At 65.7% G+C, this 24,535-nt stretch carries 27 protein-coding genes; 6 read left to right on the top strand and 21 right to left on the bottom strand.

Annotated elements, in window-relative coordinates; translation table 11 throughout:
* The 3 genes from ACE3TJ_RS05975 to ACE3TJ_RS05985 all read left to right on the top strand — a co-directional run bounded on the left by ACE3TJ_RS05975 (position 1) and on the right by ACE3TJ_RS05985 (position 2,834).
* The gene (locus ACE3TJ_RS05975) at positions 1–792 is read left to right on the top strand and encodes a cytochrome b/b6 domain-containing protein (RefSeq protein WP_374594833.1); all 792 of its coding nucleotides are present in this window, start codon (positions 1–3) and stop codon (positions 790–792) included.
* Positions 789–1,550 carry a molybdopterin-binding protein gene (locus ACE3TJ_RS05980; RefSeq protein WP_374594835.1) on the top strand — a complete coding sequence of 254 codons (762 nt, stop codon included), beginning with the start codon at positions 789–791 and terminating at the stop codon, positions 1,548–1,550. Before ACE3TJ_RS05975 ends, ACE3TJ_RS05980 begins: the two co-directional genes overlap by 4 nt.
* Positions 1,551–1,709: 159 nt before the next feature.
* Positions 1,710–2,834 (top strand): sigma-54 interaction domain-containing protein, encoded by a 1,125-nt coding sequence (locus ACE3TJ_RS05985; RefSeq protein WP_374594837.1) that lies wholly within the window; start codon positions 1,710–1,712, stop codon positions 2,832–2,834.
* A 7-nt stretch (positions 2,835–2,841) separates the two neighbouring features.
* On the opposite strand, the gene ACE3TJ_RS05990 is transcribed toward ACE3TJ_RS05985, so the two are convergent.
* The 18 genes from ACE3TJ_RS05990 to fliE form a co-directional block, all read right to left on the bottom strand.
* A complete protein-coding gene (locus ACE3TJ_RS05990; RefSeq protein WP_374594839.1) occupies positions 2,842–3,159 on the bottom strand; it encodes a hypothetical protein in 318 nt (105 codons plus the stop codon).
* Positions 3,156–3,539, bottom strand: coding sequence for a flagellar export chaperone FliS (gene fliS / locus ACE3TJ_RS05995; protein WP_374594841.1), 384 nt, complete (start codon positions 3,537–3,539; stop codon positions 3,156–3,158). Before fliS ends, ACE3TJ_RS05990 begins: the two co-directional genes overlap by 4 nt.
* Positions 3,539–5,524 carry a flagellar filament capping protein FliD gene (gene fliD, locus ACE3TJ_RS06000; protein WP_374594843.1) on the bottom strand — a complete coding sequence of 662 codons (1,986 nt, stop codon included), beginning with the start codon at positions 5,522–5,524 and terminating at the stop codon, positions 3,539–3,541. The genes fliS and fliD overlap by 1 nt, the downstream gene beginning before the upstream one ends.
* 109 nt (positions 5,525–5,633) lie before the next feature.
* Positions 5,634–6,761: a flagellar biosynthesis protein FlhB gene (locus ACE3TJ_RS06005; RefSeq protein ID WP_374594845.1), complete on the bottom strand. Its 1,128-nt coding sequence runs from the start codon at positions 6,759–6,761 to the stop codon at positions 5,634–5,636.
* 3 nt (positions 6,762–6,764) lie between these two features.
* Positions 6,765–7,544 (bottom strand): flagellar biosynthetic protein FliR, encoded by a 780-nt coding sequence (gene fliR, locus ACE3TJ_RS06010; protein ID WP_374594847.1) that lies wholly within the window; start codon positions 7,542–7,544, stop codon positions 6,765–6,767.
* The gene (fliQ, locus tag ACE3TJ_RS06015; RefSeq protein WP_374594849.1) at positions 7,541–7,810 is read right to left on the bottom strand and encodes a flagellar biosynthesis protein FliQ; all 270 of its coding nucleotides are present in this window, start codon (positions 7,808–7,810) and stop codon (positions 7,541–7,543) included. The genes fliR and fliQ overlap by 4 nt, the downstream gene beginning before the upstream one ends.
* Before the next feature lie 11 nt (positions 7,811–7,821).
* On the bottom strand, positions 7,822–8,613 hold the full coding sequence (gene fliP, locus ACE3TJ_RS06020) for a flagellar type III secretion system pore protein FliP (RefSeq protein ID WP_374594851.1): 792 nt from the start codon (positions 8,611–8,613) through the stop codon (positions 7,822–7,824).
* Positions 8,603–8,911 carry a flagellar biosynthetic protein FliO gene (locus tag ACE3TJ_RS06025; RefSeq protein ID WP_374594853.1) on the bottom strand — a complete coding sequence of 103 codons (309 nt, stop codon included), beginning with the start codon at positions 8,909–8,911 and terminating at the stop codon, positions 8,603–8,605. Before ACE3TJ_RS06025 ends, fliP begins: the two co-directional genes overlap by 11 nt.
* Before the next feature lie 28 nt (positions 8,912–8,939).
* A complete protein-coding gene (gene fliN / locus ACE3TJ_RS06030; protein WP_374594855.1) occupies positions 8,940–9,257 on the bottom strand; it encodes a flagellar motor switch protein FliN in 318 nt (105 codons plus the stop codon).
* Positions 9,258–9,273: 16 nt separating this feature from the next.
* Positions 9,274–10,263, bottom strand: a complete 990-nt coding sequence (gene fliM, locus ACE3TJ_RS06035) for a flagellar motor switch protein FliM (protein ID WP_374594857.1) — start codon at positions 10,261–10,263, stop codon at positions 9,274–9,276.
* A 9-nt stretch (positions 10,264–10,272) separates the two neighbouring features.
* Positions 10,273–10,836, bottom strand: a complete 564-nt coding sequence (gene fliL, locus ACE3TJ_RS06040; protein WP_374594859.1) for a flagellar basal body-associated protein FliL — start codon at positions 10,834–10,836, stop codon at positions 10,273–10,275.
* Between the two features lie 11 nt (positions 10,837–10,847).
* Entirely contained in the window at positions 10,848–12,350 is a 1,503-nt protein-coding gene (locus ACE3TJ_RS06045; RefSeq protein ID WP_374594861.1) for a flagellar hook-length control protein FliK, read from the bottom strand.
* A 72-nt stretch (positions 12,351–12,422) separates the two neighbouring features.
* A complete protein-coding gene (locus ACE3TJ_RS06050) occupies positions 12,423–12,839 on the bottom strand; it encodes a hypothetical protein (RefSeq protein ID WP_374594863.1) in 417 nt (138 codons plus the stop codon).
* Position 12,840: 1 nt separating this feature from the next.
* Entirely contained in the window at positions 12,841–14,181 is a 1,341-nt protein-coding gene (locus ACE3TJ_RS06055) for a FliI/YscN family ATPase (protein ID WP_374594865.1), read from the bottom strand.
* On the bottom strand, positions 14,178–14,870 hold the full coding sequence (locus tag ACE3TJ_RS06060; RefSeq protein ID WP_374594867.1) for a FliH/SctL family protein: 693 nt from the start codon (positions 14,868–14,870) through the stop codon (positions 14,178–14,180). Before ACE3TJ_RS06060 ends, ACE3TJ_RS06055 begins: the two co-directional genes overlap by 4 nt.
* Positions 14,863–15,882, bottom strand: coding sequence for a flagellar motor switch protein FliG (gene fliG / locus ACE3TJ_RS06065; RefSeq protein ID WP_374594869.1), 1,020 nt, complete (start codon positions 15,880–15,882; stop codon positions 14,863–14,865). The genes ACE3TJ_RS06060 and fliG overlap by 8 nt, the downstream gene beginning before the upstream one ends.
* Positions 15,875–17,614, bottom strand: a complete 1,740-nt coding sequence (gene fliF / locus ACE3TJ_RS06070; RefSeq protein ID WP_374594871.1) for a flagellar basal-body MS-ring/collar protein FliF — start codon at positions 17,612–17,614, stop codon at positions 15,875–15,877. The genes fliG and fliF overlap by 8 nt, the downstream gene beginning before the upstream one ends.
* 51 nt (positions 17,615–17,665) lie before the next feature.
* Positions 17,666–17,983, bottom strand: a complete 318-nt coding sequence (gene fliE, locus ACE3TJ_RS06075) for a flagellar hook-basal body complex protein FliE (RefSeq protein ID WP_374594873.1) — start codon at positions 17,981–17,983, stop codon at positions 17,666–17,668.
* 239 nt (positions 17,984–18,222) lie between these two features.
* Between fliE and ACE3TJ_RS06080 the strand changes: the two genes are divergently transcribed.
* From ACE3TJ_RS06080 to ACE3TJ_RS06090, 3 genes are all read left to right on the top strand, one after another.
* Positions 18,223–19,860: a flagellin gene (locus tag ACE3TJ_RS06080; protein WP_374594875.1), complete on the top strand. Its 1,638-nt coding sequence runs from the start codon at positions 18,223–18,225 to the stop codon at positions 19,858–19,860.
* A 94-nt stretch (positions 19,861–19,954) separates the two neighbouring features.
* Positions 19,955–20,698, top strand: a complete 744-nt coding sequence (locus tag ACE3TJ_RS06085) for a hypothetical protein (RefSeq protein WP_374594877.1) — start codon at positions 19,955–19,957, stop codon at positions 20,696–20,698.
* A 52-nt stretch (positions 20,699–20,750) separates the two neighbouring features.
* Positions 20,751–21,917: a benzoate/H(+) symporter BenE family transporter gene (locus tag ACE3TJ_RS06090; protein ID WP_374594879.1), complete on the top strand. Its 1,167-nt coding sequence runs from the start codon at positions 20,751–20,753 to the stop codon at positions 21,915–21,917.
* A gap of 1 nt (position 21,918) precedes the next feature.
* Here ACE3TJ_RS06090 and ACE3TJ_RS06095 read toward each other — a convergent pair whose 3' ends face one another.
* Genes ACE3TJ_RS06095 through ACE3TJ_RS06105 form a run of 3 tightly spaced genes read right to left on the bottom strand, consistent with a single transcriptional unit; the run spans position 21,919 to position 24,525 of the window.
* A complete protein-coding gene (locus ACE3TJ_RS06095; RefSeq protein ID WP_374594881.1) occupies positions 21,919–22,656 on the bottom strand; it encodes a sigma-70 family RNA polymerase sigma factor in 738 nt (245 codons plus the stop codon).
* A complete protein-coding gene (locus ACE3TJ_RS06100) occupies positions 22,640–23,485 on the bottom strand; it encodes a MinD/ParA family protein (RefSeq protein WP_374594883.1) in 846 nt (281 codons plus the stop codon). The genes ACE3TJ_RS06095 and ACE3TJ_RS06100 overlap by 17 nt, the downstream gene beginning before the upstream one ends.
* A 41-nt stretch (positions 23,486–23,526) precedes the next feature.
* Positions 23,527–24,525: a hypothetical protein gene (locus ACE3TJ_RS06105; RefSeq protein ID WP_374594885.1), complete on the bottom strand. Its 999-nt coding sequence runs from the start codon at positions 24,523–24,525 to the stop codon at positions 23,527–23,529.
* Positions 24,526–24,535 lie beyond the last annotated feature (10 nt).

Consider the following 24,535-nt stretch of genomic DNA (forward strand, 5'->3'; position numbering starts at 1 on the left):
GTGATCGTCCGCCGCCACAGGCTGCCCGTCAGGCTTTGGCACTGGACGAATGCGATCGCGGTGTTCGTGCTGCTGATGAGCGGCCTGATGATCTTCAACGCGCACCCACGCCTCTACTGGGGAGCGTACGGCGCCAATCCTGATCCAGCCTGGCTAGAAATCTACGCGACGCGCACGTCCGGCGTGCTGCGCATCGGCGATCTACGCGTCGAGACGACCGGCGTGCTCGGGCGGTGGACCGATCCGAACGGCGTTTCGCGCGCGCTCGCCTTCCCGCACTGGGCGACGATCCCGTCCTCTTACAATCTGGCGCTTGCCCGCCGCTGGCACATCGCGTTCGCGTGGGTGCTTGCTGTCGCAGGTAGCCTCTACCTGATCTGGACGCTTGCCAGCCGCCACGCCGCCGCGCTTCTGCCGAACCAGCACGAACTTGCGCCGCGGCACCTGTGGGCGGACATCAAGGCGCACGCCCTGCTTCGCTTTCCGCGCGGCGAAGCGGCGCTGCGTTACAACGTGCTGCAGAAGCTTGCCTATGCGAGCATCGTTTTCGCCTTGTTGCCCGCGATGGTGCTGAGCGGCCTTGCCATGTCGCCCGCGATCGATGCAGCATGGCCGTGGCTGGTCGATCTGTTCGGCGGGCGGCAGTCGGCGCGCTCGGTGCATTTCATCAGCGCGACGCTCATCGCCACCTTTATCGTGGTGCACCTGCTGATGGTGTTGCTGGCCGGACCTCTGAACGAGATCCGTTCGATGATCACGGGGCGCTACCGAATACCGGATGATACGCCATGAAACACCATGTTACCCGTCGCGGACTCGTGGGAACGCTCGTTGCCGGCGCCGGGCTCGCGGTGACGGGCTGCGACCGCCTGGGCCAAAACGACAGTTTCAGAAAGGCGCTTTTCGGCGCGGAAAAGCTGACCATGCGCGCGCAGCGGCTGATCAGCAGCCGCGATGCACTCGCCCGCGAGTTCAGCGCCGCAGACATGTCGCCCGTGTTTCGTATGAACGGCAACACCATGCCCGCCGACCCCGCCTATGCGCGCCATGCCGCGAACGGCTTCGCGGACTGGCGCCTGGTGGTGAACGGGTTGGTCGAGCGCCCGGCGGCCCTGTCGCTCGGCGCAATCCGTGCCTTCCCCACGCGCACGCAGATCACGCGGCACGACTGCGTTGAAGGATGGAGCGCGATCGGCAAATGGACCGGCGTGCCGCTGAAAACGCTGCTCGACGTTACCGGGCTTCGGGACGGCGCCCGCTATGTGATCTTCCACTGTGCCGACGATTTTCGGGGCACGCGCTACTACGAATCGATCGACCTCATCGACGCCTTCCACCCGCAGACGATCCTCGCCTGGAGCATGAACGATGCCCCCCTGCCCATCGGACACGGCGCGCCGCTGCGCCTGCGGGTCGAACGGCAGCTGGGCTACAAGCACGCGAAGTTCGTGACGCGCATTGAGGTCGCGTCAACCTTTGCTAACACCGGCGCGGGAAAAGGCGGTTATTGGGAAGACCGCGTTGGCTACGAGTGGTATGCTGGTATCTGAATGTTACGTTACAGGAACGGCAGAATTGCTACGTTTTCGCAACGAAACAGTTATATTTACAATGCATTGAGAATTAAGGATTCCTTGTATAAATTTCGTTAACCATTTCACGGTTACACCCTGTTTCACGGCATCGGGGTGATGCCCAGGGGGAACGTGATGACGGTTGCAACGGGGGCTGCAGCGGGCGGCAATCTGGCCGAACTCGAATCGCTGCTTATTGGTCGTAGCGAAGCGATCGTCAGGGTTCGGAATCTCATCATGCGTCTCGCCGGTTCACAGGCTTCCGTGCTCGTCACGGGCCCGTCCGGCACCGGCAAGGAAGTCGTTGCGCGCTGCCTCCACCTCGCATCGGCCCGCCGGAACAACGAATTCGTCGCCGTGAACTGCGGCGCTATCCCGCGCGAACTCATCGAATCGGAACTCTTCGGCCACGAAAAGGGCGCCTTCACTGGCGCGCTGCAGAGCCGCAAGGGCCGCTTCGAGGCTGCAGACAGCGGCACCATCTTCCTCGACGAAATCGGCGACATGCCCGCCGACATGCAGGTGAAGCTGCTGCGCGTCCTCGAAGAGCGCAAGATCGAGCGCGTCGGCAGCAACAAGACGATGGCCGTCGACGTGCGCGTCGTTTCCGCCACGCACAAGAACCTCGAGCAGGCGATCGCCGAAGGCCGCTTCCGCGAGGACCTTTTCTACCGCCTCAACATCTTCCCGCTGCACCTGCCGGCGCTCGCCGACCGCCGCGAGGACATTCCAATGCTCGTCGCGCACTTCCTCAAACAATCGGGCACCAAGCTGCGCTTCGACGCCTCGGCGCTGCGCGCGCTCTGCCAGCACAACTGGCCGGGCAACATCCGTGAGCTGCGGAACGTCGTGGAACGCGCCATCATCCTGTTCGGCGACACCGATATCGGCAGCGACGATGTCGAGATGCTGCTCGGTGCGACGCTTGAGCGCCGCGAACTGCTGAACGAAGACGCCGCGATCTGGGATGCCACGACGGTTTCCGAAGACGAAGCGGATACGCGCCTGCCCGCAGCCACCATCGTTCCGTTGCGTCCCTATGGCGATACCGACATGGACCCCCGCGCGCTTCTCGGTGCCGGCACGTGCGACATGCGCGCGCTCGTCGCGAAGCTCGAACAATCGCTGATCCACGCGGCGCTCGAACAGAGCGGCGACATCGTCGCGGACGCCGCCCGCGTCCTCGGCCTGCAGCGCACCTCGCTCATCGAGAAGATGCGCAAATACCAGATCAGCCGCGGCGAACGCGCTTTCGCCTGAAAATCCCCTACGCCGTCTGCGCCTGACCGTAGAGCCTACGCGCCGTCCCTGACTGACGCAGGGCATGAACGCTGCGCTCGTGCGCGCGCCGCCCTACCGTGATCGCGTGGCCGATCGTAACCGAATGCGATTCGGCCTGGCGCAGTGCGCCGAGCGCCTCGGTGCGCAGCGCCGGATCAGCGGCAAGCCCCGACAGTGTCTTCACGAGCGCGAGGCGGACCGTTTCGAAACGTTCCACAGCGGTCCAGTCGCCGCCGGCAGCAGCGTGCGCCGTCATGCCGGAGAGCGATTCGATATCGGTAAGAAGGGCCGGAATCGCGGTCACGGGCGTATTTGCCGCCAGGCGTCGGCGAGGCCGACGGCAGCCTCCGTGGCGGCAGCAAGGCGACGCGAATCATTGTCGCGCCCGGCTGCGATGGTTTCCTGACGAAGGTAGCCGTAGGCCGACGAAAGCGATTGCGCGACCGAACCGCCGCGATTGAAATCGAGGCTCGATTCGAGACCGTGCAGGATGGAGAGCGCGCGGCTGATGCGGCTGCTCTTCAGGGCGAGATCGCCGCGATCGACCGCTATGCCCGCCTGCCGAAGCGCGGACAGCAGTTCGTCGTACAGCATCTCGATCAGGCGGTGCGGATTGGCCTGCTCGGTGCGGGTGGCGGTGTCGATTGCGGCATACTGCTGCCGCGCGCGCATGGCCTGCATCATCAGCCTTGATCCCGCGTCCACATGGCAATCTGCTGTTTCATATATTCCTGCGTATTGTTGAAAGCGGCGATGGCGCTTTCCATTGCGGCGAACTGGATGGTGAGCCGCTCCTCGAGCGCAATGCTGCGCGCCTCGACACGCTCCTGCTCCTCGGTGATCGCCGCGGCTTCCTTCGCCAGGCGTTCGGATGTCGTCTTGAAGCCGCCTCCGCTCGCGGAAAGCTGCTTCTGCATGTCGCTGATGAGGCCGGACACCGTCGAACGCACGACAATCGTCGCCGATGTCGCACTGCCGAGGATGTTGACCGCAAGCCCCGACGCGGCCGACGTGGAGGATGCGATGAGGCGGTTGCCAATGCCGATCGCGTCGACGCCGCCGATCTTGCCCGAAGCGTTGGTGCCCGCAGTGGCAGTCGGCACATCGAGACCGAGCGTGGCCGCAAGCGTGGCATCAAGCCCGACGATCGAAACGCCCGAGGTGCTGCCCACACCTTTCGAGGTGAAGGTGAAGGCCGATCCGTCCCACGCCGCCGTCAGCGACAGGCCGAACGATTTCAGCACCGAATCGTCGTTGATCGCGGTCTGGAACGCCGCGGCAAGCGCCGCACCGGTCGCATAGCTGCCTTCGGGAAGGTTGATGGCGAGCGAGGTGCGGCCGTCGAGCGTGACCGTGAAGCTCTTGTTCGTCGCATCGATGACGACCGGCACGTCGAACGCCGAAGGCGCAGCCGCGCCGCTGAGCCTGCCCGAAGTCGCTGCGACAATGTCAGTGACCGCATAAGTGCCCGGCTTTGCAGCACCAAGGCTGCTCGCGATCTCGACGAGCGCGGAGCTGCTGGTCTGCCCCGGCACGAACATGTCGTGGACGCGGCCCGGATGATTGGTCACCGCTTTCGTGAGCGCCGCATCGTCGATGCTGAGCGTGCCGTCGCGGTTGGTCTTGATGCCGATCTCGGAAAGGCTCGAAGGGCCGCCGCCATCGGTCAGCAGCGTCTTCGTGCTGAGATCGGCGAGCATCCGCTTGAGATCGCGCGTCGTGCGGTCGCCTGCGAGCGCGCCTGCAGCGACACCGTCCTTGCTGGGCCGGGTTTCCTCCGCCAGCATCGAGATCAGCTGGTTGTAGACGTCGACATAGTTGCCGACCGCCGTCTTCAGCGTCGTGGCATCATAGTCGCTGGAAATCGTCACGGGACCGTCGGTGACCTTCATGAGGTCGAGCTTGAGCCCCGAGACGAGGTCCGAAATGCTGTTCGTGGGGCGTTCTACGGTGACGCCGTCAACCACGACGATGGCGTTCTTGGCCTGCGCCGTCCATGTCATGCCGGCCATGCCCGGGCCGAACTCGAAGGCTTCGAGGCCCGCGCTGCCATCGATCGTGAACGCCTTCGCCGCGCCCGTTTCGCCGCGCAGCACGAGGCGGGCGCCGCTTGCGTCTTCGACGATGGAGGCGGTGACGCCGGCATTCGCCGCGTTGATCGCCTGCTGGAGGCCGACGAGGCTATTGTTTTCCGGCCCGATCGTGACGGTGACGGGTGTGGCCGTGCCCGCGGTGAACCCCGCCGGTGTCGGGAACGTTCCGGTGAGCGTGCCGAAGCTGATCGTAAGCGTGCCCTCGCCGATCAGCGCGTTGCGATCGGCAACCGCTGCCGACGCGACCGTCTGCCGCTGCGCGAGCTGCGTCGCCTCAATCGTGTGCGACAGCGAGGGTGGGCTCGACGAACCGGTGAGCGAAAGCGCGATCGAGGAGGTGTCGCTGCTGATCACCTGGCGGCCGAGCGCACCGCTGCTCACGAGCGAATCAAGCGCGGTCGAGAAGGCGGACAGGGCCGAGCTGATCGTAGAAAGGCTGGAAATCTTGGCCTCGACGGCCGTCTGACGTGCAGTCAGCATCTTGTCGCTGCCCGCGCGCTGCGCGGCGACGAGATCGGCAACGAGCTGCTTGGTATCGATTCCCGATCCGCTGCCGAGCGCCGTCAGAATGGACATTGGACCTGCCTTCTCGTGTTCGCGGACGCGCGCCATCCGCTCAGACTGTTCACGACCGATTCTGCGCCGGATTTAGGGAATAATCGGTAAAGATTCGCAAGCGTTCCAATCATAGCGGTCGCCCGTTCTCGTCGAAGCGTGCGCCTTCCGGCACATCGATGGCGGGCTGGGTCAGGCGATCGCGCTCCACGCTGAACACGAACGCCAATACGCCGGCGACGGCAACGTAGAGATCGTCGCGGATTTCCTGGCCGACCTTCGAGGTGAAGAACACGGCGCGGGCGAGCAGCGGATAGCTGAGCACCGGCACCTCGTTGTCCGCCGCGAGCTCGCGAATCACCTCGGCGACCAGATCCTTGCCCTTGGCGACGACGACAGGCGCCAGATCGCGGGTCTTGTCGTAGCGGAGCGCGACGGCGAAGTGCGTCGGGTTCGTAAGCACCACGTTGGCCTGCTTCATGCCCGCGCGCATGTTGTTGCGCGTTGCCTCGCGCTGACGGCGGCGAAGCTGCATCTTTACCTCGGGCGAACCCTCGGTCTGCTTCATCTCGTCCTTCACCTCTTGCCGCGACATCTTGAGCTTGCGCATCAGCTGGATCGCCTGCAGCGGAATATCGACACCCGCGACGACGACGAGCGCGGCCGATAGGATGAGCAGGAACACCGCGGCGAGATGCCCCGTGTGGGCAACGGCCTTGCCGACGTCCTCAGTGCCGAGCGAGGCGATCTCCCGCGCGTAATCGGAGAGCATCCACCATCCGATGACACCGACGAGCACGACCTTCAGGATCGATTTGCCGAGTTCTGTGAGGCCCTGCATCCCGAAGGTTTTCTTCACCCAGTTCATGGGGTTCATGCGCGAGGCCTTGGGCGCGATCAGGGACATGTTGAACTGAAACGTGCCGAGCAGCGCCTGGCTGACGAGCGCGGCGGCGAAGCAGGTGGCGAGCAGCCCCGCGAGGGGAAAGGCGATGACCTTGCCGAGCGCCCAGGTCATCGCTGCGGGCTGGAAGTTGGTGCCGCCGTGCTTCAGTCCGATCAGCCCCGTCTTCATCATGGTTTCAAGGCTTGAGACCATCCAGCCGCCCGCGAGCGCAAGATAGCCCGCGCCGATGAGCATGACGAGCGCGGTGGTCAGCTCCCGGGAGCGAAGCACATCGCCCTTCTCCGCCGCGTCGCGTTTGCGCTTCTCGGTCGGGGCTTCGGTTTGCTGGTCCTTTTCGGGTTTATCGGACACGGCCTACCGCCCTCCCAGCCACGTCTGCGCCTCGTCGAGGCCCGTGTTCGCGGCGGATTGCATAAGATCGCTCATCGCCGGGAACGCGATGGCGAGCACGACAAAGCCGGTCATCAGCGTCAGCGGCAGGCCGACGGCGAAGATGTTGAGCTGCGGCGCCGTGCGCGTCAGCACGCCGACGAGGAGGTTGAGCGCGAAGAGCGCGAAGCCCACGGGGAGCGCGATGGCGAGTCCGCCCGCGAACACGAAGCCCCCGAACTTCACGATCGCCCAGAAATGATCACGTGTCAGCCAGTCGCCGCCGAGCGGCATCAGCGCGTAGCTTTCCACGATCAGCCGCACCAGGATCAGGTGGCCGTTCAGCGCCAGGAACAGCAGTGTCATCAGGATCATCAGGAACTGGCCGACGACCGCGCTGTTGTTGCCGCTTTGCGGATCGACCATGTTCGCAAAGCCAAGGCCGATCGAGTTAGCGATATACTCGCCCGCCAGCAGCGGCGCGGCAAACGCGAGTTGCAGGATGAAGCCCACCGAAAGTCCGATCATCAATTCCTGGATCACGATCACCAGGCCCTGCAGCGAGAGGATGTCGTAGGGCACGTCCACCGGATAGACCGAAAGCACGAGCACGCCGATCGCGCCCGCGAGCACCACGCGCACCTGCAGCGGCACGCCGATCGCCGAGAAGATCGGCGCCGCGACGAGCGTGCCGCCGATGCGCAGCATGGCGAACATCAGCTGCATCATCCACGCCTCAATGCCGACGGACAGAATGCCGGTCATCTGACGAGGTCCGGAATCCGCTCGAAGATGTCCTGCGTGAAATCGACGAGCAGCCCCATCATCAGCCCGCCGAAGAGGCCGAGGCAGATGAGCACGCCGATGAGTTTCGGCACGAAGCTGAGCGTCGCCTCGTTGATCGAGGTCGCCGCCTGCACCATGCCGAGCACGACACCGATGACGAGCGCGGGCAGCAGCACGGGCAGCGAAACCAGAACGAGAATCCAGAGCGCCTGTCCGGCGACTGCGGTGAAATAGCTTGCGTCCATCTTGCCGCCCCTCAACTCGTGAAGAAGCTGCCGGCGAGCGAGCCCATCGTGAGCGCCCAGCCGTCGACGAGAACGAACAGCAGCAGTTTGAAGGGAAGCGAGATCAGCGTCGGCGACAGCATCATCATGCCGAGCGACATGAGCACGGCGGCGACGACGAGATCGATGACGAGGAACGGCAGGAAGATGAGGAACCCGATCTGGAATGCCGTCTTCAGTTCGCTCGTGACGAACGCGGGAAGCAGCACCGAAAACGGCACGTCTTCAGGCTTTTCGTATGCGCCGTCCTTCTTCAGGTTGGCAAACAGGATGATGTCCTTCTGCCGCGTCTGCGCCATCATGAAACGGTGCAGCACGGTGCCGCCCTTCTCCACCGCCGTGTCGATCGGCATCGCGTTTGCGGCGTAAGGCTTGAAGGCGGTGTCGTTGATCTCGCTGATCGCCGGGCTCATCACGAAGAAGGTGAGGAACAGCGACAGTCCGATCAGCACCTGATTGGGCGGCGTCTGCGCAAGGCCGAGCGCCTGCCGCAGGATCGAGAGCACGATGATGATGCGCGTGAACGACGTCATCATCAGGATCACCGCCGGCAGAACCGACAGCAGCGTCATCAGGACGAGGACCTGCAGCGACAGCGACAGCGGCTGGCGCGCGCCCGGCGCGGCAGCGCCCGTCAGCGTGTCGGCGGCGAACTGCATGGGCGAAGGCCCGGTCGGCGCAGTCTGCGCAATCGCGGGCGCGGCGAACAGGAACAGCGCGGCGACAAGGAACGGCGCGAAGCGCATCAGGCGATCAGCGCGCATCGTCTTCATCCTCGATGGTGAAGCTGAGCGCGGGCGCTTCGGAGAGAAGGTTCGCGCCCTGCTTCGTCACCGCAAGCAGAAGCCGCTTGCCTTCGAAATCGACGACGGCGAGCTTGACCGCCGGGGTCAGGAACACCGTCTCGGAAAGCCGGGCGGCGGAGCGGGTGGTGGTGCGGGACTTCAGGCCGCCTGCGATACCGCCGAGATTATAGCGTTTCGCGAGCCAGAGCCCGGCAATGATCAGTCCGCAAACCAGCGGCAGCATGATCGCCAGCCGCAATACGTAATCCCCGATCAAGGTCCACCCCCGTCAAAATCTTGACGCGTCAGATGTCCTTGACGCGTTCTCCCGGTGCCACAATGTCGGTAATCCGTACGCCGAAGCGTCCACCAACCGTCACCACCTCCCCCCTCGCAAAGAGTGTGCCATTTGCGAACAGGTCGAGCGGAGCGCCCGCCGGGCGATCGAGTTCAACGACGCTGCCTTCGTTGAGATTCAGAAGATCGCGAATCTTCACCTGGCTGGTGCCGACCTCCACCGAGAGTCGGACGTCGATTTCCTGAAGCAGACGAAGGTTCGCCGATCCCGGCTTCCAGGGATCGTCGGACTTGGTTTCCGGGGTCGCGGTTTCAGTGTCGCTCATGTCGGGCTCCTTGGAACTATCGGTTTGTGGTGGCGCGGGGACGCGCAATGGAACGAATCTTTAGCGCGGCGTTGCCGTTGGCTTCGCCGGGCGCCCCGATCCCGAATGTGGTTTTCTCGACGAGCATGTGCAGCTCTTCGGGAACATGGATCGGCACGACGTCACCGACCTTCAGCGCCATGATGGCGCTCAGCGACAGCGTCGGCTCAGCCAGGATCGAGCGCACCGGCAGCTCGACATCGAGCAGCGCCGATTTCAGTTTCCCTTTCCAGCCGGGATCGGTCTCGCTCTGCTCGGTGATGACGCGCAGGCGCAGGAGCGGCAGCAGCGGCTTCAGCGCATTCAGTGGATAGACGACATCGACCGCAGAGGTGCCCCCGCGCGGCAGGTGCACGAGAAAGCGCGTGACGACCACCATGTCGTTCGTTTCGAGGAACGACAGGAATTGCGGGTGGCTCTCGCTCGAAATGCGGCTGAACTGCAGGTGGAAAATATCCGCCCACGCCGCATCGAGCTGCGCGAACAGGCGGCCGAGCAGCGATTGCTGCACGCGGTCTTCTGCAGCGGTGAATTCGTTGGCGCGGGATGCGGGCGGTTCGCCCTTGCCGCCGTAATATGCGTCGACGATCGCGCCGATCAGATCGGGCTTCATCACGACAAGGCCATGGCCGCGCAGCGGCTCCATTCGGACGATGGTGAGGCTTAGGAAATCCTCGAAGCCCTCCGCATAACTGCCGAACGATTCGAGCGAGGTGAGCCCGCAGTCCACCTTCGGCGCCGCGCGCAGCATGGGCTGGAACACCTGCCGCATGCCGCGTGCAAGCTTTTCGTTCAGCATATGCAGCGCGTGCAGATCGCCGAACTCGCGCTCGTCGCCACTGTCGAAGCTCCACGGCGCGATCACGCCGTCGGGCATCACGCCCGTGCCGGATGCGATGCTGCCGTCGGCGATGCCCGCCTGCAGCGCTTCGATTTCTTCCTTGCTGAGATTGAGTTCGGAACTCATGGGCGCTGCCTACTGGATGACGAAGCTGGTGAAATAGACTTGTGAAATGCCGCCGAAGCCGACCTTGTCCTGAAGCGTCTTGTTGATCGCTGCGCGCAGGCGGCGCTGCAATTCTTCCTTGCCCGCCACCGTCGCCACATGGTCCGCAGTCTGCTCGCCGAGCACGCCGAGCACCGCGCTGCGGATCGCCGGCTCGTTCTTCTCGACCGCCTCGATCACGCGGCTGTCGTAGTTCGTCGCGACGCCAAGCCCGACCTGGATGTAGCGGTTGGGATCGGTGAGGTTCGCAGTGAACTCGCGCTTCATTTCGAAATAGGTCGTCTCGTAATGACCATCGCCATCGGCGTCGGTCTGCGCCGGCGCCTCTTCGTCGGCGCCTTCGCGCTCGACGAGTTGAGGCTTGTTCTTGTCTACCTTGGGGGTATGTTCGCCGCCACCGATAAGACCGCTCGACGTGGCGTACCAGCCGCCCGCCGCGCCGCCGCCGAGCAGGACGAGCGCGCCGATCACGGGAATGAGCTTGCCGACAAGGCCGCTCTTCTTCTTGGGGGCAGGTGCGGGAGTATCGCTCATTTCAATCTTTCCTAGGCAAAGCGCTCGATAGCGGTCTGGCGAACAATGGCACGAACGGTTTCGGCCTGCGAAGCGGCACCGCGCGGGCGTGCACCAAGCGGTTGCTCGAACGCCGTCTCGCGCGGCTGCTCGCCGCGATCCTGACGCCCGCTGCCGACATCGACGGAGGCTTCCTCGAGGCGGACGCCCCGGTTTTCCATCATCGACTGAAGGCGCGGCGCGGCGTCGGCGATGAAGCCCTGCGCGGCGGCGGTCTCCACCGTGAAATGCACCTTCGCCTGGTTGCCATTCGTCTCCAGGCGGATGAACAGATCGCCGAGCTCGCGCGGCTTCAGATGCAGCCGGGCTTCGCGGTGATCACCCTTCACGAGCGTCTCGACATCGGCAGCAAGTTGATCGACCCATTGGTCCTCGACCGCATTGCCGATGAGCAGATCATCGAGCACAGCCTCGTTCGAAACGATCTGGCCCTGCGCTGCGTCAGCAACCTGCGGACGCGCGGACACCGGGTCGTGGATCGCGGCAAGCACGGCCTGCGCCGTCTGCGATGCCGGAATCGCCTCGCGCAGCGGGGCGGGAACGGTCTGTGTTTCGGGATCGGCGCGGTCGTCGCGCGTGTGCAGCGTATGCCCGCCCTTCTCGACAGCCTCGATGGCGGCGCGCAGTTCGCCGTACATCGTCTGTGCCGGATGCGGCTTGGCGGGGTCTCCGGGCGCGGCAGACGCATTCCCCGTCGTGTTCGTCGCAGGCAATGGGGCCGCATCTTCGGCCTGCGCATCGGGCGCCGCGTTCGCGACGTTCGGCAGGGCTGGCGCGGGCACCGCAGCATCGTCGCTTGAAGCGCCCTTCGGCATCGCCTCGCCCGCAACGGCAACGCGTGCAGCATCGACCGGGCCGGACGAAGCCGCAGTCGCACCGGCGTCTGCGTCTGCATCTGCTTCCACCTCGACCGCAGGTCCGGTCACGGGCGCGGCCACGACCACCGGGGCCGCAAGCGGAACGGGAAGCCGATCGGCAATTGCGCCGGGTGAAATGGACGGGGTCTCGGCTGTATCGTCCTCTATCTCGGTATCGCGCGCGGAAACCGCGGCGTCGGTTTCGGGCGTCTGCGTTGCCGGGGATCCAACCTGCGCGTCTGCGGCAGCCAGTTGCCGCGCCGCGATCGCGGGGAAGCGCGCGGCGGGCGTTTTCGGCCCGGGCGCAGGCGATTGCTGTGCGGGCATCGCGGGAAGCTGAAGATCGAATGCCATGTCGGCGCCTTCATCGGTTTGGTCGATCGCCGCGCCGGGCAGCGGCACAGGCTGTGCGTCTTCCGTCGTCGGGTTTCCGTCACCCGCCGACGGCAGCCCGACGGCAAGGCTAGGCACGGCGTCCTTGGCGGGCGGCGCGGACTTCATGGCCATGATGGAAAGGAAATCGGGCACGGATGCCGGAATTCCGGGGCGAATTGCGGTTTGCACCGACAAATCGGGCATCCCCAGAAGTTCACCAAGACCAGTCGCGTTGACGGACATTTGACCCCCGTTGCTTACTCAGGCGAACACTCAGCAATAAGCGTGCCATTTTGCGGGTCTGCGCGAAGCCCTTCAGGCGCGCGTGATGCGCCGCGGCGGGGTCGCGCGTTCCTGCCGCGCTTCGGCCTCGCGGGCCTCGGCGGCTTCTGCACGGTCCGCCAGTTCCTCGGCGGCACGCTTGCGGCGATGCGCGCCGAGCGTCACCTGCCGGGCATCTTCGAGCCGCACCTCGGCGCGCGCGGCGCGGTCGAGCGTGGCGGCGAGCGCCTTGCCCAGCCGGTCGTATTGATGCGCCATGGATTTGAGCGCGAAGGCCGCCGCATCGTCAGCGACGGGCGTGTAGGAATGGCGCAGCGTCTCGATACGGTTGCGCATCTGGCGAAGCTGGTCGAGATCGGCGGCGGCCTTGCCCTCTTCGGCAAGCGCACGCTGCTTCTGAAGGCCGCGAACGCGCGCGACACGCGCCAGACGGTCCGCCTTCCCCGCCATCTCAGTGCTCGCCGAACTGTTGGGTCAAATCCGCGACCGATGCCGCGAGATCGACAGGCGCATCCTCGGCCTGCGTGATGTAGGCCGTGACCCCCGCCTGCGCCGCAATCGCCGCGTCGAGCGCCGGGTCGTTGCCGCGGTTGTAGGCACCCATCAGAATGAGGTCGCGGTTCTCTTCATAAAGCGAAAACAGGCGCTTCAGCATCTGCGCGGCGCGGATATGCGGGCGTTCGGCAACGTCGCTCATCACGCGGCTGATCGAGGCGGCAATATCCACCGCCGGGTAGACGCCGCGCTCCGCCTGCTTGCGCGAAAGCACGATATGCCCATCGAGGATCGCGCGTGCCGCATCGACGACCGGGTCGCCCACGGTGTCGTCGCCGTCGGCGAGCACGGTGTAGAACGCCGTGATCGAACCGCCCGATTTCGCATCGTTACCGGCGCGCTCGATGAGGTTCGGCAGCAGCGAGATGACCGAGGGCGGATAGCCCTTCGCAGTCGGCTGTTCGCCAAGCGCAAGGCCGATCTCGCGCTGTGCGTGCGCAACGCGCGTGAGACTGTCGATGATGAGCAGCACGTTCTTGCCCTGCCCACGATAATATTCGGCGATCGCCGTCGCGCGGTGCGCGGCGCGGATGCGCATGATCGGCGAATGGTTTGCGGGAACGGCAACGACGACCGAGCGCTCGCGCGCCGGGCCGTGCAGCTTGGTGGCAAGAAAGTCCGTCACCTCGCGGCTGCGCTCGCCAATGAGCCCGACGACGACGACATCCGCCTTCGAATAGCGCGTCATCATGCCGAGCAGCACCGATTTGCCGACGCCCGAGCCCGCGATGATGCCGACGCGCTGACCGCGCCCGAAAGTGAAAAGACCGTTCAGCGCCCTCACGCCAACGTCGAAGGCTTCGGTCACACGGCCGCGTTCCAGCGGGTTCTGCAGCCGCCCGACGAGCGGCCAGTCCTGCTCCGCCTCGATCGGGCCGAGCCCATCGAGCGGCAGGCCGGAGCCGTCGATAACACGGCCGAGCAGACCGTCGCCCACCTCAACGCGCGACTGGTTGCTTTGCGGAAACACGCGCGCATCGGGAAGTACGTCGGCGCGCTGGCCGAGCGACATCAGGATGCAGCGGCCATTCCGGAAGCCGATGACCTCCGCCTCGGCCGCCTCTTCGCTGGCCGTTTCGATGCGGCACACGGTGCCGACCGGCGCAGCAAGCCCGGAGGCTTCCAGAAGCAGACCGTCATAACTGGTGAGCCGTCCAATCTGGAGCGGCGCGGTATCGACCGGCGTCCTGCCGATGCCGCCGAGCAGATCGGCGATATCTTCGGTCGCCGTGTTCACGCAGCGATGCCCGCCGCGCGCAGGGCCGTTTCAAGCCGTGCGATGCGCGGACGAACGCCGTCCTCCACTTCGCCGCCGCCGGCTTCGAGCCTCACGCTGCCGCGTTGCAATTCGGGATCCGCGGCAAGCGTGAGGTTCGTATAGTCTTTAAGGCTGCCGTCATCGATGACGGCAAGGTCGTCCGGGTGCAGGAACAGCTTCGCGGCCTCGCTAGTTTCCTTCAGCGTATCGAGCGCGCGCGTGATGCAGCCGTTGACGAACGCAGGCTCGACGGCAACGTGCGCGCCGACGATACGCTCGACGAGATCGAGCACAGCGCGGCGAAGCTTCGGCCCCAGCGCGGCCCTGTCGATCGCACGGGCGTCGTCGAGGCTGCGCAGCAGCGAACGGCACTCGGCACGGGCACGCTCCGCTTCGGCGCGCACTTCCGCGCGCCCGGCTTCAAGCCCCGCAGCGTGGCCCTGCGCTTCGGCTTCGGCGAGCGCGGCGGCAAGCTCTTCTTCGGTCGTTTCGATGGTTTCGTGAATTGTGCCGCGCGTGAATTCCGACGAGGGGTGGGCGAAATCCACGCGCGGCACGAAGTCGCCCGCCGGCCGGGGAGCGAACATCGGTGTGAAGTCGCTGCGGCTGGGTGCGAACAGATCGGCGAGCGCCACGGGACGGGCATCTGCACTGAAAACACTAGACATAGTCATCTCCCGAACCGCCGAGCATGATAGCGCCGCTTTCGCCGAGCTGGCGCGCGATCGCGAGGATGCGCTTCTGCGCATCCTGCACCTCGCTCACCTTCATGGGCCCGCGCGATTCGATCTCGTCCTGCACGCTCTGTGCGGCACGCTGCGACATGGCAGCGAACATCTTGGTCCGCATCCGTTCGTCCGAGCCCTTGAGCGCGGCGACGAGCAGCGTGTTGTCGACCGAGCGGAGCAGCGTCTGCATGCTGCGGTCGTCGAGTGCGAGGAGGTTTTCGAACACGAACATCTGATCCTGAATACTCTGGCCGATGTTCTCGTTCATTATGGTTAATTGTTCGATGATACGGCGATCCGCACCGCCGCGCACATAGTTCATGATGCGCGCCGCGGTCGTCGTGCCGCCCGCGGTCGCGGAGCGCACGGCGGCGTTCGTCTTGATCTGCTTCTGCATGACGCGCTCAAGCTCGGCGAGCGCGTCAGGCTGGATAGAATCGAGCGTCGCGACCCGCAGCATCATGTCGGACTGCATCTCCTCGGGAAGCAGCTGCAGCACTTCGGCGGCAAGGCCCGGCTCCAGATGGCAGAGCACGGCGGCGATCACCTGCGGGTGTTCCGACGAAATCGTCGCGGCGATCGATCGTGCATCCATCCAATCGAGGATTTCGATACCCTTCTGCGGCGCCGAGGAGCTCATGCGGCCAAGCACGCTGCCCGCCTTCTCCTCGCCGAGCGCCTTCACGAAGACGTTCTTCACATAAGGCCCGGTGCCGAGGCCAAGGCTCGTCTGCTCGCGCGCGGCGAGGATGAACTCGTCGAGGACGACGTTCACCGTGTCCTGATCGACATCGGCCACCGAATACATCGCCTGGCCGAGGTTCTGCACCTCGCGCGGGCCCATGTGCTTCAGAAGGTCGGCCGCTTCGTCTTCACCCAGCAACAGCATCAGGATGGCGCTTTTCTGAGTGCCGGACAGATGGCGTGGCGCGAGTGCGAGTTCCTCACTCATTGGCATTTCCCTGGGCTGCGGTTTCGGTGCGGATCAACTGGCGGACGACGTTCGATGCGCGGGCGGTATCTTCGGCGACGAACATGCGGACCACGGCGACCTTGTCATCATAGCTGTTCGCCATCGTCAGCACCTCCGGCGGCAGACCGCCGCGCGGCTTCAGGCGGGCTTTCAGCGCTTCCATGGTCTGCAGATCGCCGCCGTCGAGCACGATCGAGCGCGGTGCGCCGAGTGTGCCGCCGCCCGGCATGGGCGCGGCATCGGCAGCGGCGAGCGCCTTTTTCAGGAACGGCCGCAGCACCATGAAGAACACGACGACGAAGATGAGGAGCGCCGCGAGGATCTTGAGTATGTCGCCGATCCAGGCGTTGCTCTGAAAATCGACCTGATACCAGGCCTGCGTTTCCGCCGTAGGATCGACGAACGGCCGCGATGTAACGGCGACCAGATCGCCGCGCTCCGCGTTGAAACCGATGCTGCTCTGCACGAGCTTCTCGATGGCCTTCGTTTCCGCAGCGGTCATCGCCTTGCCGTTTTCGCGCAGCACGACGGCGGCGGAGACGCGGCGAACCTCGCCGATCGGCGCCTTGGTGACGGAGACCTGCTTTCCGATCTCGTAGTTGCGCGTGTAGCTCTCACTGCGTGGGCCCGAGGGCGGCGCGGCGGGGGCAGCATTGGGATCGGCGGGATTTTGCGCCTGTGCCTGCTCCGGTGTCGCTGCAGTCGCGGCAGGCGGAGCGACGTTCGAAAGCGCGCCCGGAATGCCGCGCGGCGCCAGTTCGCCGCCGCTCGACTGCGACGCGCCCTGCTCGCTGCGGATCACGGCATTATCCTTGTCCCACGCCTCGTTCGTCTGCTGGGTTTCGGTGAAATCGAGGTCGAGGTGCACTTCGGCGGTAAAATTGTCGGTGCCGAGGATCGGCGTCAGCAGCGCGAGCAGACGCTCGCGGTACATGCTCTCCATCTTGGACTGGAAGGCGATGCGGCGGCGGCTTTCGCCGAATTCGTCACCCGAAGCGTCGGGCGTGAGCAGCGTACCCATCTGGTCGATGACCGACACACGGTCCGCAGGCAGGCCGGGGACAGAGGAGGCGACGAGGTTGACGATGGAGCGCACCTGCGCCTCGCCGAGCGCGCGGCCCGGCGCCAGCTTCAGGAAGACAGAAGCGGTCGGCTGCGCCTGATCGCGCACGAAGACGGACTGTTCGGGAAGCGCGAGGTGGACGCGCGCGGATTCGACCGCGGCGATTTCAGCGACGCTGCGCGCGAGTTCGCTTTCCTGGCTCTGCTTCAGGCGGGCCTGCTCGATCGCGCGGCTGGTTCCGAGCGGCATATCGTCGAGCAGCGCATAACCCTCAGCCGCCGCCTTCGGCAGCCCCTGCCCGGCGAGCAGCATCCGCGCCTTGTGATATTCGGCGGCGGGCACCTGCACGCTGCCGGTCATGTTATCGATGCCGGGCGTGATCCCCGCGGCTTGCAGCGCCTCGACGACAGCGGCCTTGTCCGCCTCGCCGAGCCCCGGAAACAGCGTCCGCATCTCGGGCGTGCGCGTGAGAATATAGGTCATGGCGACCGCGGCGATCACGAGCGTGCCGATCACCATCGGCAGGCTGCGACGCACGGCGGGCTGCGCGAGCATCGCCTTCAGCTGCGCCTGGAGACGCCCGACTCCCGGACCGAAGGGCGCGGCAGGCGGCGCGGATATGGCTGGCGATGAAGCGGCGTCACTCATGAATAGGGCTCGTCAATCTCTTGCAGATGTTTGGACGGGGTAGCGGCGAAATCAGACGGGCATGTTCATGATGTCCTTGTAGGCGGTCAGCAGGCGGTTTCTCACCTGCATGGTCGCCTCGAAGCCGATCGACGCCTTCTGGCGCTGCAGCATCACCGCGGCGATGTCCGTCGTCTCGCCGCGCTCGTAGGCGGCGGAGGCTTCGGAGGCGCGTGCCTGCTGCGTATTCACAGCCTGCATCGCGCTTTGCATCACGTTGCCGAAATCCGGCTTCGCAGCCGTTTGCGGGGTCGCGGCCCGGGAAAGCACGTCGTTCCGCTCCAGTATCTGGGAGCGGATCGCGAGCAGGCCTTTTGCATCGATCGTCATAGCCGGCATCGCAATGCAACCGCCGTGCCAATCGCGGAAAACCAAGGGCTCGACGCGCCCCTGTCGATTTCCGGACGCGCGCGTGAGGGGTTCACGTCGGGAATCCGACGGAAAAACGCCCGTGAATTTTCGTGATTAAACTTTGCCGCGCATCGGTCGTGAACTGGGGTACGGCAGATGCTTCGCCAATGAGGCGCATGGCTGAGCCGGCTTTTAGAGCGGGAAAAAGAGAGAGAGCCATGACTGTCATCAATACGAATATCTCGGCCCTTCGCGCCCAGAGCGGCGCCGCTGCGGCTGAATCATCGCTGTCGAAGGCGATGGAGCGTCTGTCCACCGGCAAGCGCATCAACTCCGCGAAGGACGACGCCGCCGGCCTCGCCATTTCGCAGCGCATGACCGCCAACATCCGCGGCATGGCCGTCGCCATCCGCAACGCCAACGACGGCATCTCGATGGCGCAGACGGCTGAAGGCGCCCTCGGCGAAGTCACCAACATCCTGCAGCGCATCCGCGAGCTGACCGTGCAGTCGGCGAACGGCACCTTCAGCGCGCAGGATCGTTCGAGCCTCCAGGCAGAAACCAACCAGCTGCTCGCCGAAGTCAACAACATCTCGAAGACGGCGAACTTCAACGGCCTCAAGCTGCTCGACGGCTCGGTCACCGATCTCAAGCTGCAGACGGGCGTCAACGCCGGCGATCAGGTCGGCATCTCGATGGTGAACGTGTCCTCGAACGCGCTCGGTCTCACGAGCGGCGGCGCGCCGGGCCAGATCACGACGGGCCGCGTCGGCGCCGTCTCCGGTCTCGCCGTTGGTGACGTGACGTTCAACGGCGTGAATGCGCTCGGCAGCGTGCCGACCGCCGACACCGCCGAAGCGCTTGCCGCCGCGATCAACGAGAACAGCGACAAGACGGGTGTGAAGGCCACCGCCTCCAACAACGTCACCAGCGCCAAGATCACGGCTGAGAGCTTCGCCGTGGGCGACATCACCATCGGCGGCGTCTCCGTCGGTGCGGCCGCCAGCGTCGAGGAACTGGTCTCGAACATCAACCGCAACGATTTCGGCGTCACCGCGACGCTGAACTCCGACAAGACGATCACCCTGTCGAACACGACCGGCGAGGCGATCACGGTCGGCGGCACGGCGGCTGGTGGCTTCACGGCCGGCACCTATCAGGGCTTCGTGAGCCTGCAGAGCAGCGATGGCAGCGACATCAAGGTGGTCGGCACCAACACGACGCCTGCGACCGCGATTGCCGACGTGCAGCTGATGGGCCTCAACGTGGCTGCGGACGGCGTGTCCTTCTCTGGCGGCGCGGTTTCGGGCGCAGCTCTGGCGGCTGACGCGCTTGTCATCAACGGCGTGAAGATCGGCGCTTCGGCGACGGCTTCCGCAGCCGACAAGGCGACGGCGATCAACGCCCAGAGCGGCAACACCGGCGTCAAGGCGACGGTGAGCGGCACGAGCCTCGTGCTGACCTCGGTCGACGGCAGCGGCGTCCGCGTCGAAGGTGCCGGTGCGGCAGCGATCGGCTTCGTGGCTCAGGGCGGCAGCGCCAACATGACCTCGACGCTCGACATCAGCAGCCAGGAAGCTGCGGTTGCGGCGCTCACGGTCCTCGACAAGGCGATCGACTCGATCGTGTCGAGCCGCGGCGATCTCGGTGCCCTCCAGAACCGCCTCGAATCGACCGTCAGCAACCTGACGACGACCTCGACGAACCTCACCGAAGCCCGCTCGCGTATCGAAGACGCGGACTTCTCGGCGGAGAGCACCAACCTCGCCCGCTCGCAGGTTCTGAGCCAGGCGGCGACCGCCATGCTCGCTCAGGCGAACCAGACGCAGCAGAACGTGCTGTCGCTGCTTCGTTAAGAGTTAGCGTTGTAAGCTAGTACGGGTTCGGCCCCGGCGCTCATCCGAACGCCGGGGCCGTTTTCTTGAAGACCTGAGATGTTGGGGGTTTTTCGTGGCAACCGAAGACGACGACGAGGAGCTGACGTTCGACGCGGAGGCGCCGCAGGCCGCAAAGCCGAAAGCCGCCGAACCGCAGCCCGAGCCCGCCCCCGCGAAGGCCGAAGCCGAAGCTCCGGAGCCTGAGCCGAAGCCTGCGCCCGCAGCGCCTCCCCCCGCTGACGCAAAGCCCGCCGAAGCCGCCGCACCATCGCGCAAGCCCTCGCGGTCCGGCATGGCGATCGCCGCATGTCTCGGCGTCTGCGTGCTCACCTCCACCATCGCCGCCGTCCAGTCGTGGCGCGCGGCGAGCATCGCCGCCGACGCGAGCAGCGCCGGATCGACGAAGGACGTGATCGCCAAACTGAATGCGCTGCAAAGCCTGATGGAACAGCAGCGCGACGCCATCGACGAACTGTCGACACGGCCCGGCCTCGCCGCAGCATCGGCATCGCCGCAATCGGTCGATGGCCAGATCAATGCGCTGGCCGCGGCGGTCAAGGCCAACCAGCAGATGGCCGAACAGCTGCCGTCAGTGGTCATGAAACAGGTCGACGCCCGCTTAGCGCGCGCCGAACCCCGCCGCGCGGCGCCAGCGAGCACGCGCCCGCAAGCCACCCGTCCCGCCGCCCAGCGCAGTGCCACACCGAAACGTGCCCCTGAGCGGAGCGCGGAAGCCGCGAAGGTTCTGAACACGCCGATCGCGCCCGCGATCGCCGAGAAGAAGCGGCCCGCCGGCGAAGAGATCAGCTACCCCTAGGCTTGACGGAAACAGGGCTGGCAGAACCCGGAGATGCTGCTAGCTGGCGGGCATGAGCCTTCGCCCGCCGCCCGTTCCCGCATGGTCCGCCGCCCTTATCGCCGCCCTCATCGGGTTCGGCGGAACGGTTGCGCTTGTGGTGCAGGCCATGCGCGTGCTCGGCGCATCGATCGAGCAGACGGGCTCGGCCCTCACCGCGCTTTGCCTCGGCATCGCACTGACCGGCGGCTTTTTCTCCCTGAAGCTGCGGATACCCGTCGTGCTGGCGTGGTCGACGCCGGGGGCGGCTCTGCTCGCCGCGACGGCTCCGGGAATCGCATGGCCTGCCGCGGTCGGCGCATTTCTGGCCGCGGCCGTGATGATGGTGGTGCTGGGCGCGATCCCGGCGCTGGGGCGCCTCGCCGCACGCATCCCCACCACTGTTGCTTCAGGTATGCTCGCGGGCGTTCTGCTCCCCTTCTGCCTCGGGCTTTTCAAGGCAGGCGCTGCCGATCCGCTGCTTGTCGCCCTGCTCGTGGCGGTTTTCCTGCTCGCGCGCCAACGCGTGCCGCTTTACGCGCTGCTTCTGGTCCTCGCGGCGGGGATTGCCATCACCATGGTTCGCGGTGACGTTGCCCCGCTTCCGCCCGGCGCGACATTCGGCGCGCTGACGCCTGTAATCCCCGCGTTCGATGTCCGCACGATCCTAAGCATCGGCGTGCCGTTCTTCCTCGTCACGCTCGTCTCGCAGAACCTGCCCGGCCTCGTCGTGCTGCAGGCCGCCGGTTACACGCCGAACGCCCGCACGCTCATCGTCGGAACCGGACTGACCTCGCTCGTGGCGGCACCGTTCGGCGCGCACGCAATCTGCCTCGCCGCAATCACGGCCACGATCTGCACCAGCGACGACGCGCATCCCGACCCACGCAAACGCTGGGTCGTGGGCATGGTGTATGCAGCCTTCTATCTCGTGCTCGCGCTTTTCTCGCCCGCGCTTGTGCGGCTGTTCCTTGCGCTGCCGGAAGCGGTAATCGTCACGCTGACCGGAATCGCGCTTATTCCGGCACTGATCGGCACGATGGAAACAATGCTGTCGGTGAAGGAGGATCGCGACGCGGCAATCGTCACCTTCCTTGCGACCGGATCCGGCCTCGCGCTTTTCGGGCTCGGCGCGGCGTTCTGGGGACTGCTCGCCGGTTTCCTCGCGCTCGGCGGCAAGGCGCTGCTACGCCGAATTTAGGCTAGGCCGCCCACTCCGAAAGGCCTTGGCGCATCCGGTCGAGCGCGGCCTTTTTGATCTGGCACACGCGCGCGGCGCCGACGCCGAGCACTTCGCCGATCTCGTCGAGGTTCAGTTCCTCGACATAGTAGAGCTGAAGCACCATCGCCTCACGCTCGGGGAGGGTCTTGATGCCCTCGGCCAGCGCGCGTTCGAGATCCTTGCGTTCCAGCGTTTCGTCCGGCGTTTCGCCTTCGTCGGCGAACCACTGCGAATGATCGGAATAGACCTCGTCGATGTTCTCGTAATGCACGCCCTGCGTCGCATCGATCTCAGCCTGCAGCGCCTCGATCGTGATGCCCATGCGCGCGGCGAGTTCCATCTGAGTCGGCGGGCGTCCGAACGCCAGTTCCGCCTCGCGGCGGGCATCGTTCAGCTGCTTGCGGCGCACGAGCGCGCTGCGGCACATGTTCGCCTGTCGCCGAAGCTGATCGATCATCGCGCCGCGGATGCGCGTGGTGGCGTAAGTGGTGAAGGCGGCAACGCCGCGCTCTTCGAAATTGCGCGCGGCTTCGAGCAGCGCGATCGTGCCGATCTGCACGAGATCGCCGATCTCGATCGCCGAGCTGACCCGCCCGAAGACGTGCCACGCGATCTTGCGCACGAGGCCGAGATTGGCCTCCACGCGCTGCTGCGGCGTCGGCGCTGACTGGCGCCGCGCGTAGACGAGACCGCCGGGAATCTCAGCCCGCGCGTGCATCGCGGTCCTCTCCGAAGAAAGCGGTGTTGGGCGCGGCGAGAATGTCCGTGCGCGTGCGCTTCGCGATGTCGAGCGCAAGCGTGTTGAACGCCTGCCCCGCCGCCGAAAGCGGGAACGCTTCCACAAGACAGCGCTTGCGCATTGCGGCGCTATGCACGTGATTGTCGTGCGGGATCGAGCCGAGGTGTTCGAGATTGATGTCTAGGAAGTTGCTCGCGACCTGCTTGAAGCGCGCGAACAGCCTGCGTCCCGCCAGCGCGTTCGGCACCATGTTGGTGACGACGAGCACTTCTCGGCAGCGGCCGCGCACAGCCAACGCCTTCAGAAGACCGTAGGCGTCGATGAACGATGCCGGCTCGTCGGTGAGCACGACGACGGCGAAATCGCTCTTTTCGACAAGGCTGGTCACGTTGGGGGCGATACCCGCGGCCGTATCGATGACGAGATAGTCGAGATCGTCTTCGAAAACGCGAAACTCGCGGCACAGACCATCAAGCACGTCGTCTTCGATCACCGCGAGACTGACGTCGCCCGATCCGCCGCTGACAAGCCCGATCCCCGCAGGGCCGGGCTGCACGATCTCAGTGAGCGGCACGCCATCTTTCAGTGCATCGCGCACAGTGCGGCCCGCCGGGCGGCCGAGCATGACGCCCGCGTTCGCAAGGCCAAGATCGGCATCGAACAGCATCACCCGCTTGCCGGACTTGGCGAGCGCGACCGAGAGATTGACCGACACATGGGTCTTGCCGACACCGCCCTTGCCGCTGGCAATCGCCACCACGACGGGGCGGTTGCGGATATCCTGGCCGGTCGGCGCGGGCGAATTCATTCGGGAAAGGCCTTCCGTTGGCATACGCTTGAGAGCGGAGATCATTGCAGCGTCGCCGTCGCGCCGGTGGAGAGTGCCGCGGCGACCATCCGGCACAGGCCGGTTGCCCGCGCCGCGTCGTATCCGCTTCCGAAATCGGCCGAACGCCCGATCCCGGCAAGCGGCACTCCGCTTGAAAGCAGCATGGTCAGCACCGCCCCCGGCGGCAGGGTTTCACCCGCATGGGTGAGAACATAGGCATCGAAACCTTGCGAAAACATCTCCGCGATCTGGCGATGCCGTGCGAGCTGGCCGCTGAGCGGCATCGTGCAGAGCACGCTGAGCGTGCCTGCGCGTTCGAGTATACTGCGCAGTTCCTCCACCTCGCAGGCCGCAAGGCGCGGATCGCTCGGCATATCGATGAACAGGCGTTCCTTGCGCGAAAGACGCCGCGCCGCTTCGGCGAGGCTCTCCCCGCGCGCCGGATCGGCGACCGGAATCTTCAGAATGGCGGCGATGACACGAAGCTGTTCGCGCGCGCCGGGGCGGCGATCCCCGGAAAGGAGCGTGATGCGTTCGCCGGGGCGCGCGGCGCGCGCCATCGCGGCGAGCTGCGCCAGCGTCGTCGTCTTGGCGCTGCCGCTGTCGCCCACCACGCAGACATGCGCGAGATCGGTATGCGGCGGCGGCGCGATCTTCACTTCGCGCTCGACGCGGATCAGGAAGCGCGACCACGCGTCGGCAAGATCGGCACCGGCCGCGGCCATTTCGCCGGTCAGGAATTCGGGATCGATGCCGACCGCGCGCGATTGCGCGATGAAACGCACCATCGGATCCTTGCCCTTCGGCTGAGGCGCGGGCGCGGATACGGGCGACGGAGCCATTTCGGGCACACGGTGCAGCGCCGAGGGCGTGGGGCGCCGTTCGATACCGCCCGCCACGACCTCGACGCCGTGGCGCGTGGTGCGGGTCTCGTAAACGACAGCGTCGGGGCCGAACATTTCGGCGACGCGTTCAAGCGCGATGCGGCTGCTCGGCGCTACGATGGTCGTGGTCTGCATGACGCGAACT

It is taken from the genome of Sphingosinicella sp., from assembly GCF_041916975.1.
GTDB lineage: Bacteria > Pseudomonadota > Alphaproteobacteria > Sphingomonadales > Sphingomonadaceae > Sphingosinicella.

Coding starts and splice junctions, on each gene's coding strand:
- fliN (WP_374594855.1), bottom strand. CDS start 9,257: ATGAGCGACACTGAAACCGCGACCCCGGAAACCAAGTCCGACGATCCC.
- ACE3TJ_RS06080 (WP_374594875.1), top strand. CDS start 18,223: ATGACTGTCATCAATACGAATATCTCGGCCCTTCGCGCCCAGAGCGGC.
- ACE3TJ_RS06050 (WP_374594863.1), bottom strand. CDS start 12,839: ATGGCGGGGAAGGCGGACCGTCTGGCGCGTGTCGCGCGCGTTCGCGGC.
- ACE3TJ_RS06095 (WP_374594881.1), bottom strand. CDS start 22,656: ATGCACGCGCGGGCTGAGATTCCCGGCGGTCTCGTCTACGCGCGGCGC.
- fliM (WP_374594857.1), bottom strand. CDS start 10,263: ATGAGTTCCGAACTCAATCTCAGCAAGGAAGAAATCGAAGCGCTGCAG.
- fliQ (WP_374594849.1), bottom strand. CDS start 7,810: ATGGACGCAAGCTATTTCACCGCAGTCGCCGGACAGGCGCTCTGGATT.
- ACE3TJ_RS06100 (WP_374594883.1), bottom strand. CDS start 23,485: ATGAATTCGCCCGCGCCGACCGGCCAGGATATCCGCAACCGCCCCGTC.
- ACE3TJ_RS06105 (WP_374594885.1), bottom strand. CDS start 24,525: ATGCAGACCACGACCATCGTAGCGCCGAGCAGCCGCATCGCGCTTGAA.
- fliR (WP_374594847.1), bottom strand. CDS start 7,544: ATGACCGGCATTCTGTCCGTCGGCATTGAGGCGTGGATGATGCAGCTG.
- fliP (WP_374594851.1), bottom strand. CDS start 8,613: ATGCGCGCTGATCGCCTGATGCGCTTCGCGCCGTTCCTTGTCGCCGCG.
- fliD (WP_374594843.1), bottom strand. CDS start 5,524: ATGTCCATTCTGACGGCGCTCGGCAGCGGATCGGGAATCGATACCAAG.
- ACE3TJ_RS06060 (WP_374594867.1), bottom strand. CDS start 14,870: ATGTCTAGTGTTTTCAGTGCAGATGCCCGTCCCGTGGCGCTCGCCGAT.
- fliF (WP_374594871.1), bottom strand. CDS start 17,614: ATGAGTGACGCCGCTTCATCGCCAGCCATATCCGCGCCGCCTGCCGCG.
- fliL (WP_374594859.1), bottom strand. CDS start 10,836: ATGAGCGATACTCCCGCACCTGCCCCCAAGAAGAAGAGCGGCCTTGTC.
- fliS (WP_374594841.1), bottom strand. CDS start 3,539: ATGATGCAGGCCATGCGCGCGCGGCAGCAGTATGCCGCAATCGACACC.
- ACE3TJ_RS05980 (WP_374594835.1), top strand. CDS start 789: ATGAAACACCATGTTACCCGTCGCGGACTCGTGGGAACGCTCGTTGCC.
- ACE3TJ_RS05985 (WP_374594837.1), top strand. CDS start 1,710: ATGACGGTTGCAACGGGGGCTGCAGCGGGCGGCAATCTGGCCGAACTC.
- ACE3TJ_RS06090 (WP_374594879.1), top strand. CDS start 20,751: ATGAGCCTTCGCCCGCCGCCCGTTCCCGCATGGTCCGCCGCCCTTATC.
- fliG (WP_374594869.1), bottom strand. CDS start 15,882: ATGAGTGAGGAACTCGCACTCGCGCCACGCCATCTGTCCGGCACTCAG.
- ACE3TJ_RS06045 (WP_374594861.1), bottom strand. CDS start 12,350: ATGTCCGTCAACGCGACTGGTCTTGGTGAACTTCTGGGGATGCCCGAT.
- fliE (WP_374594873.1), bottom strand. CDS start 17,983: ATGACGATCGATGCAAAAGGCCTGCTCGCGATCCGCTCCCAGATACTG.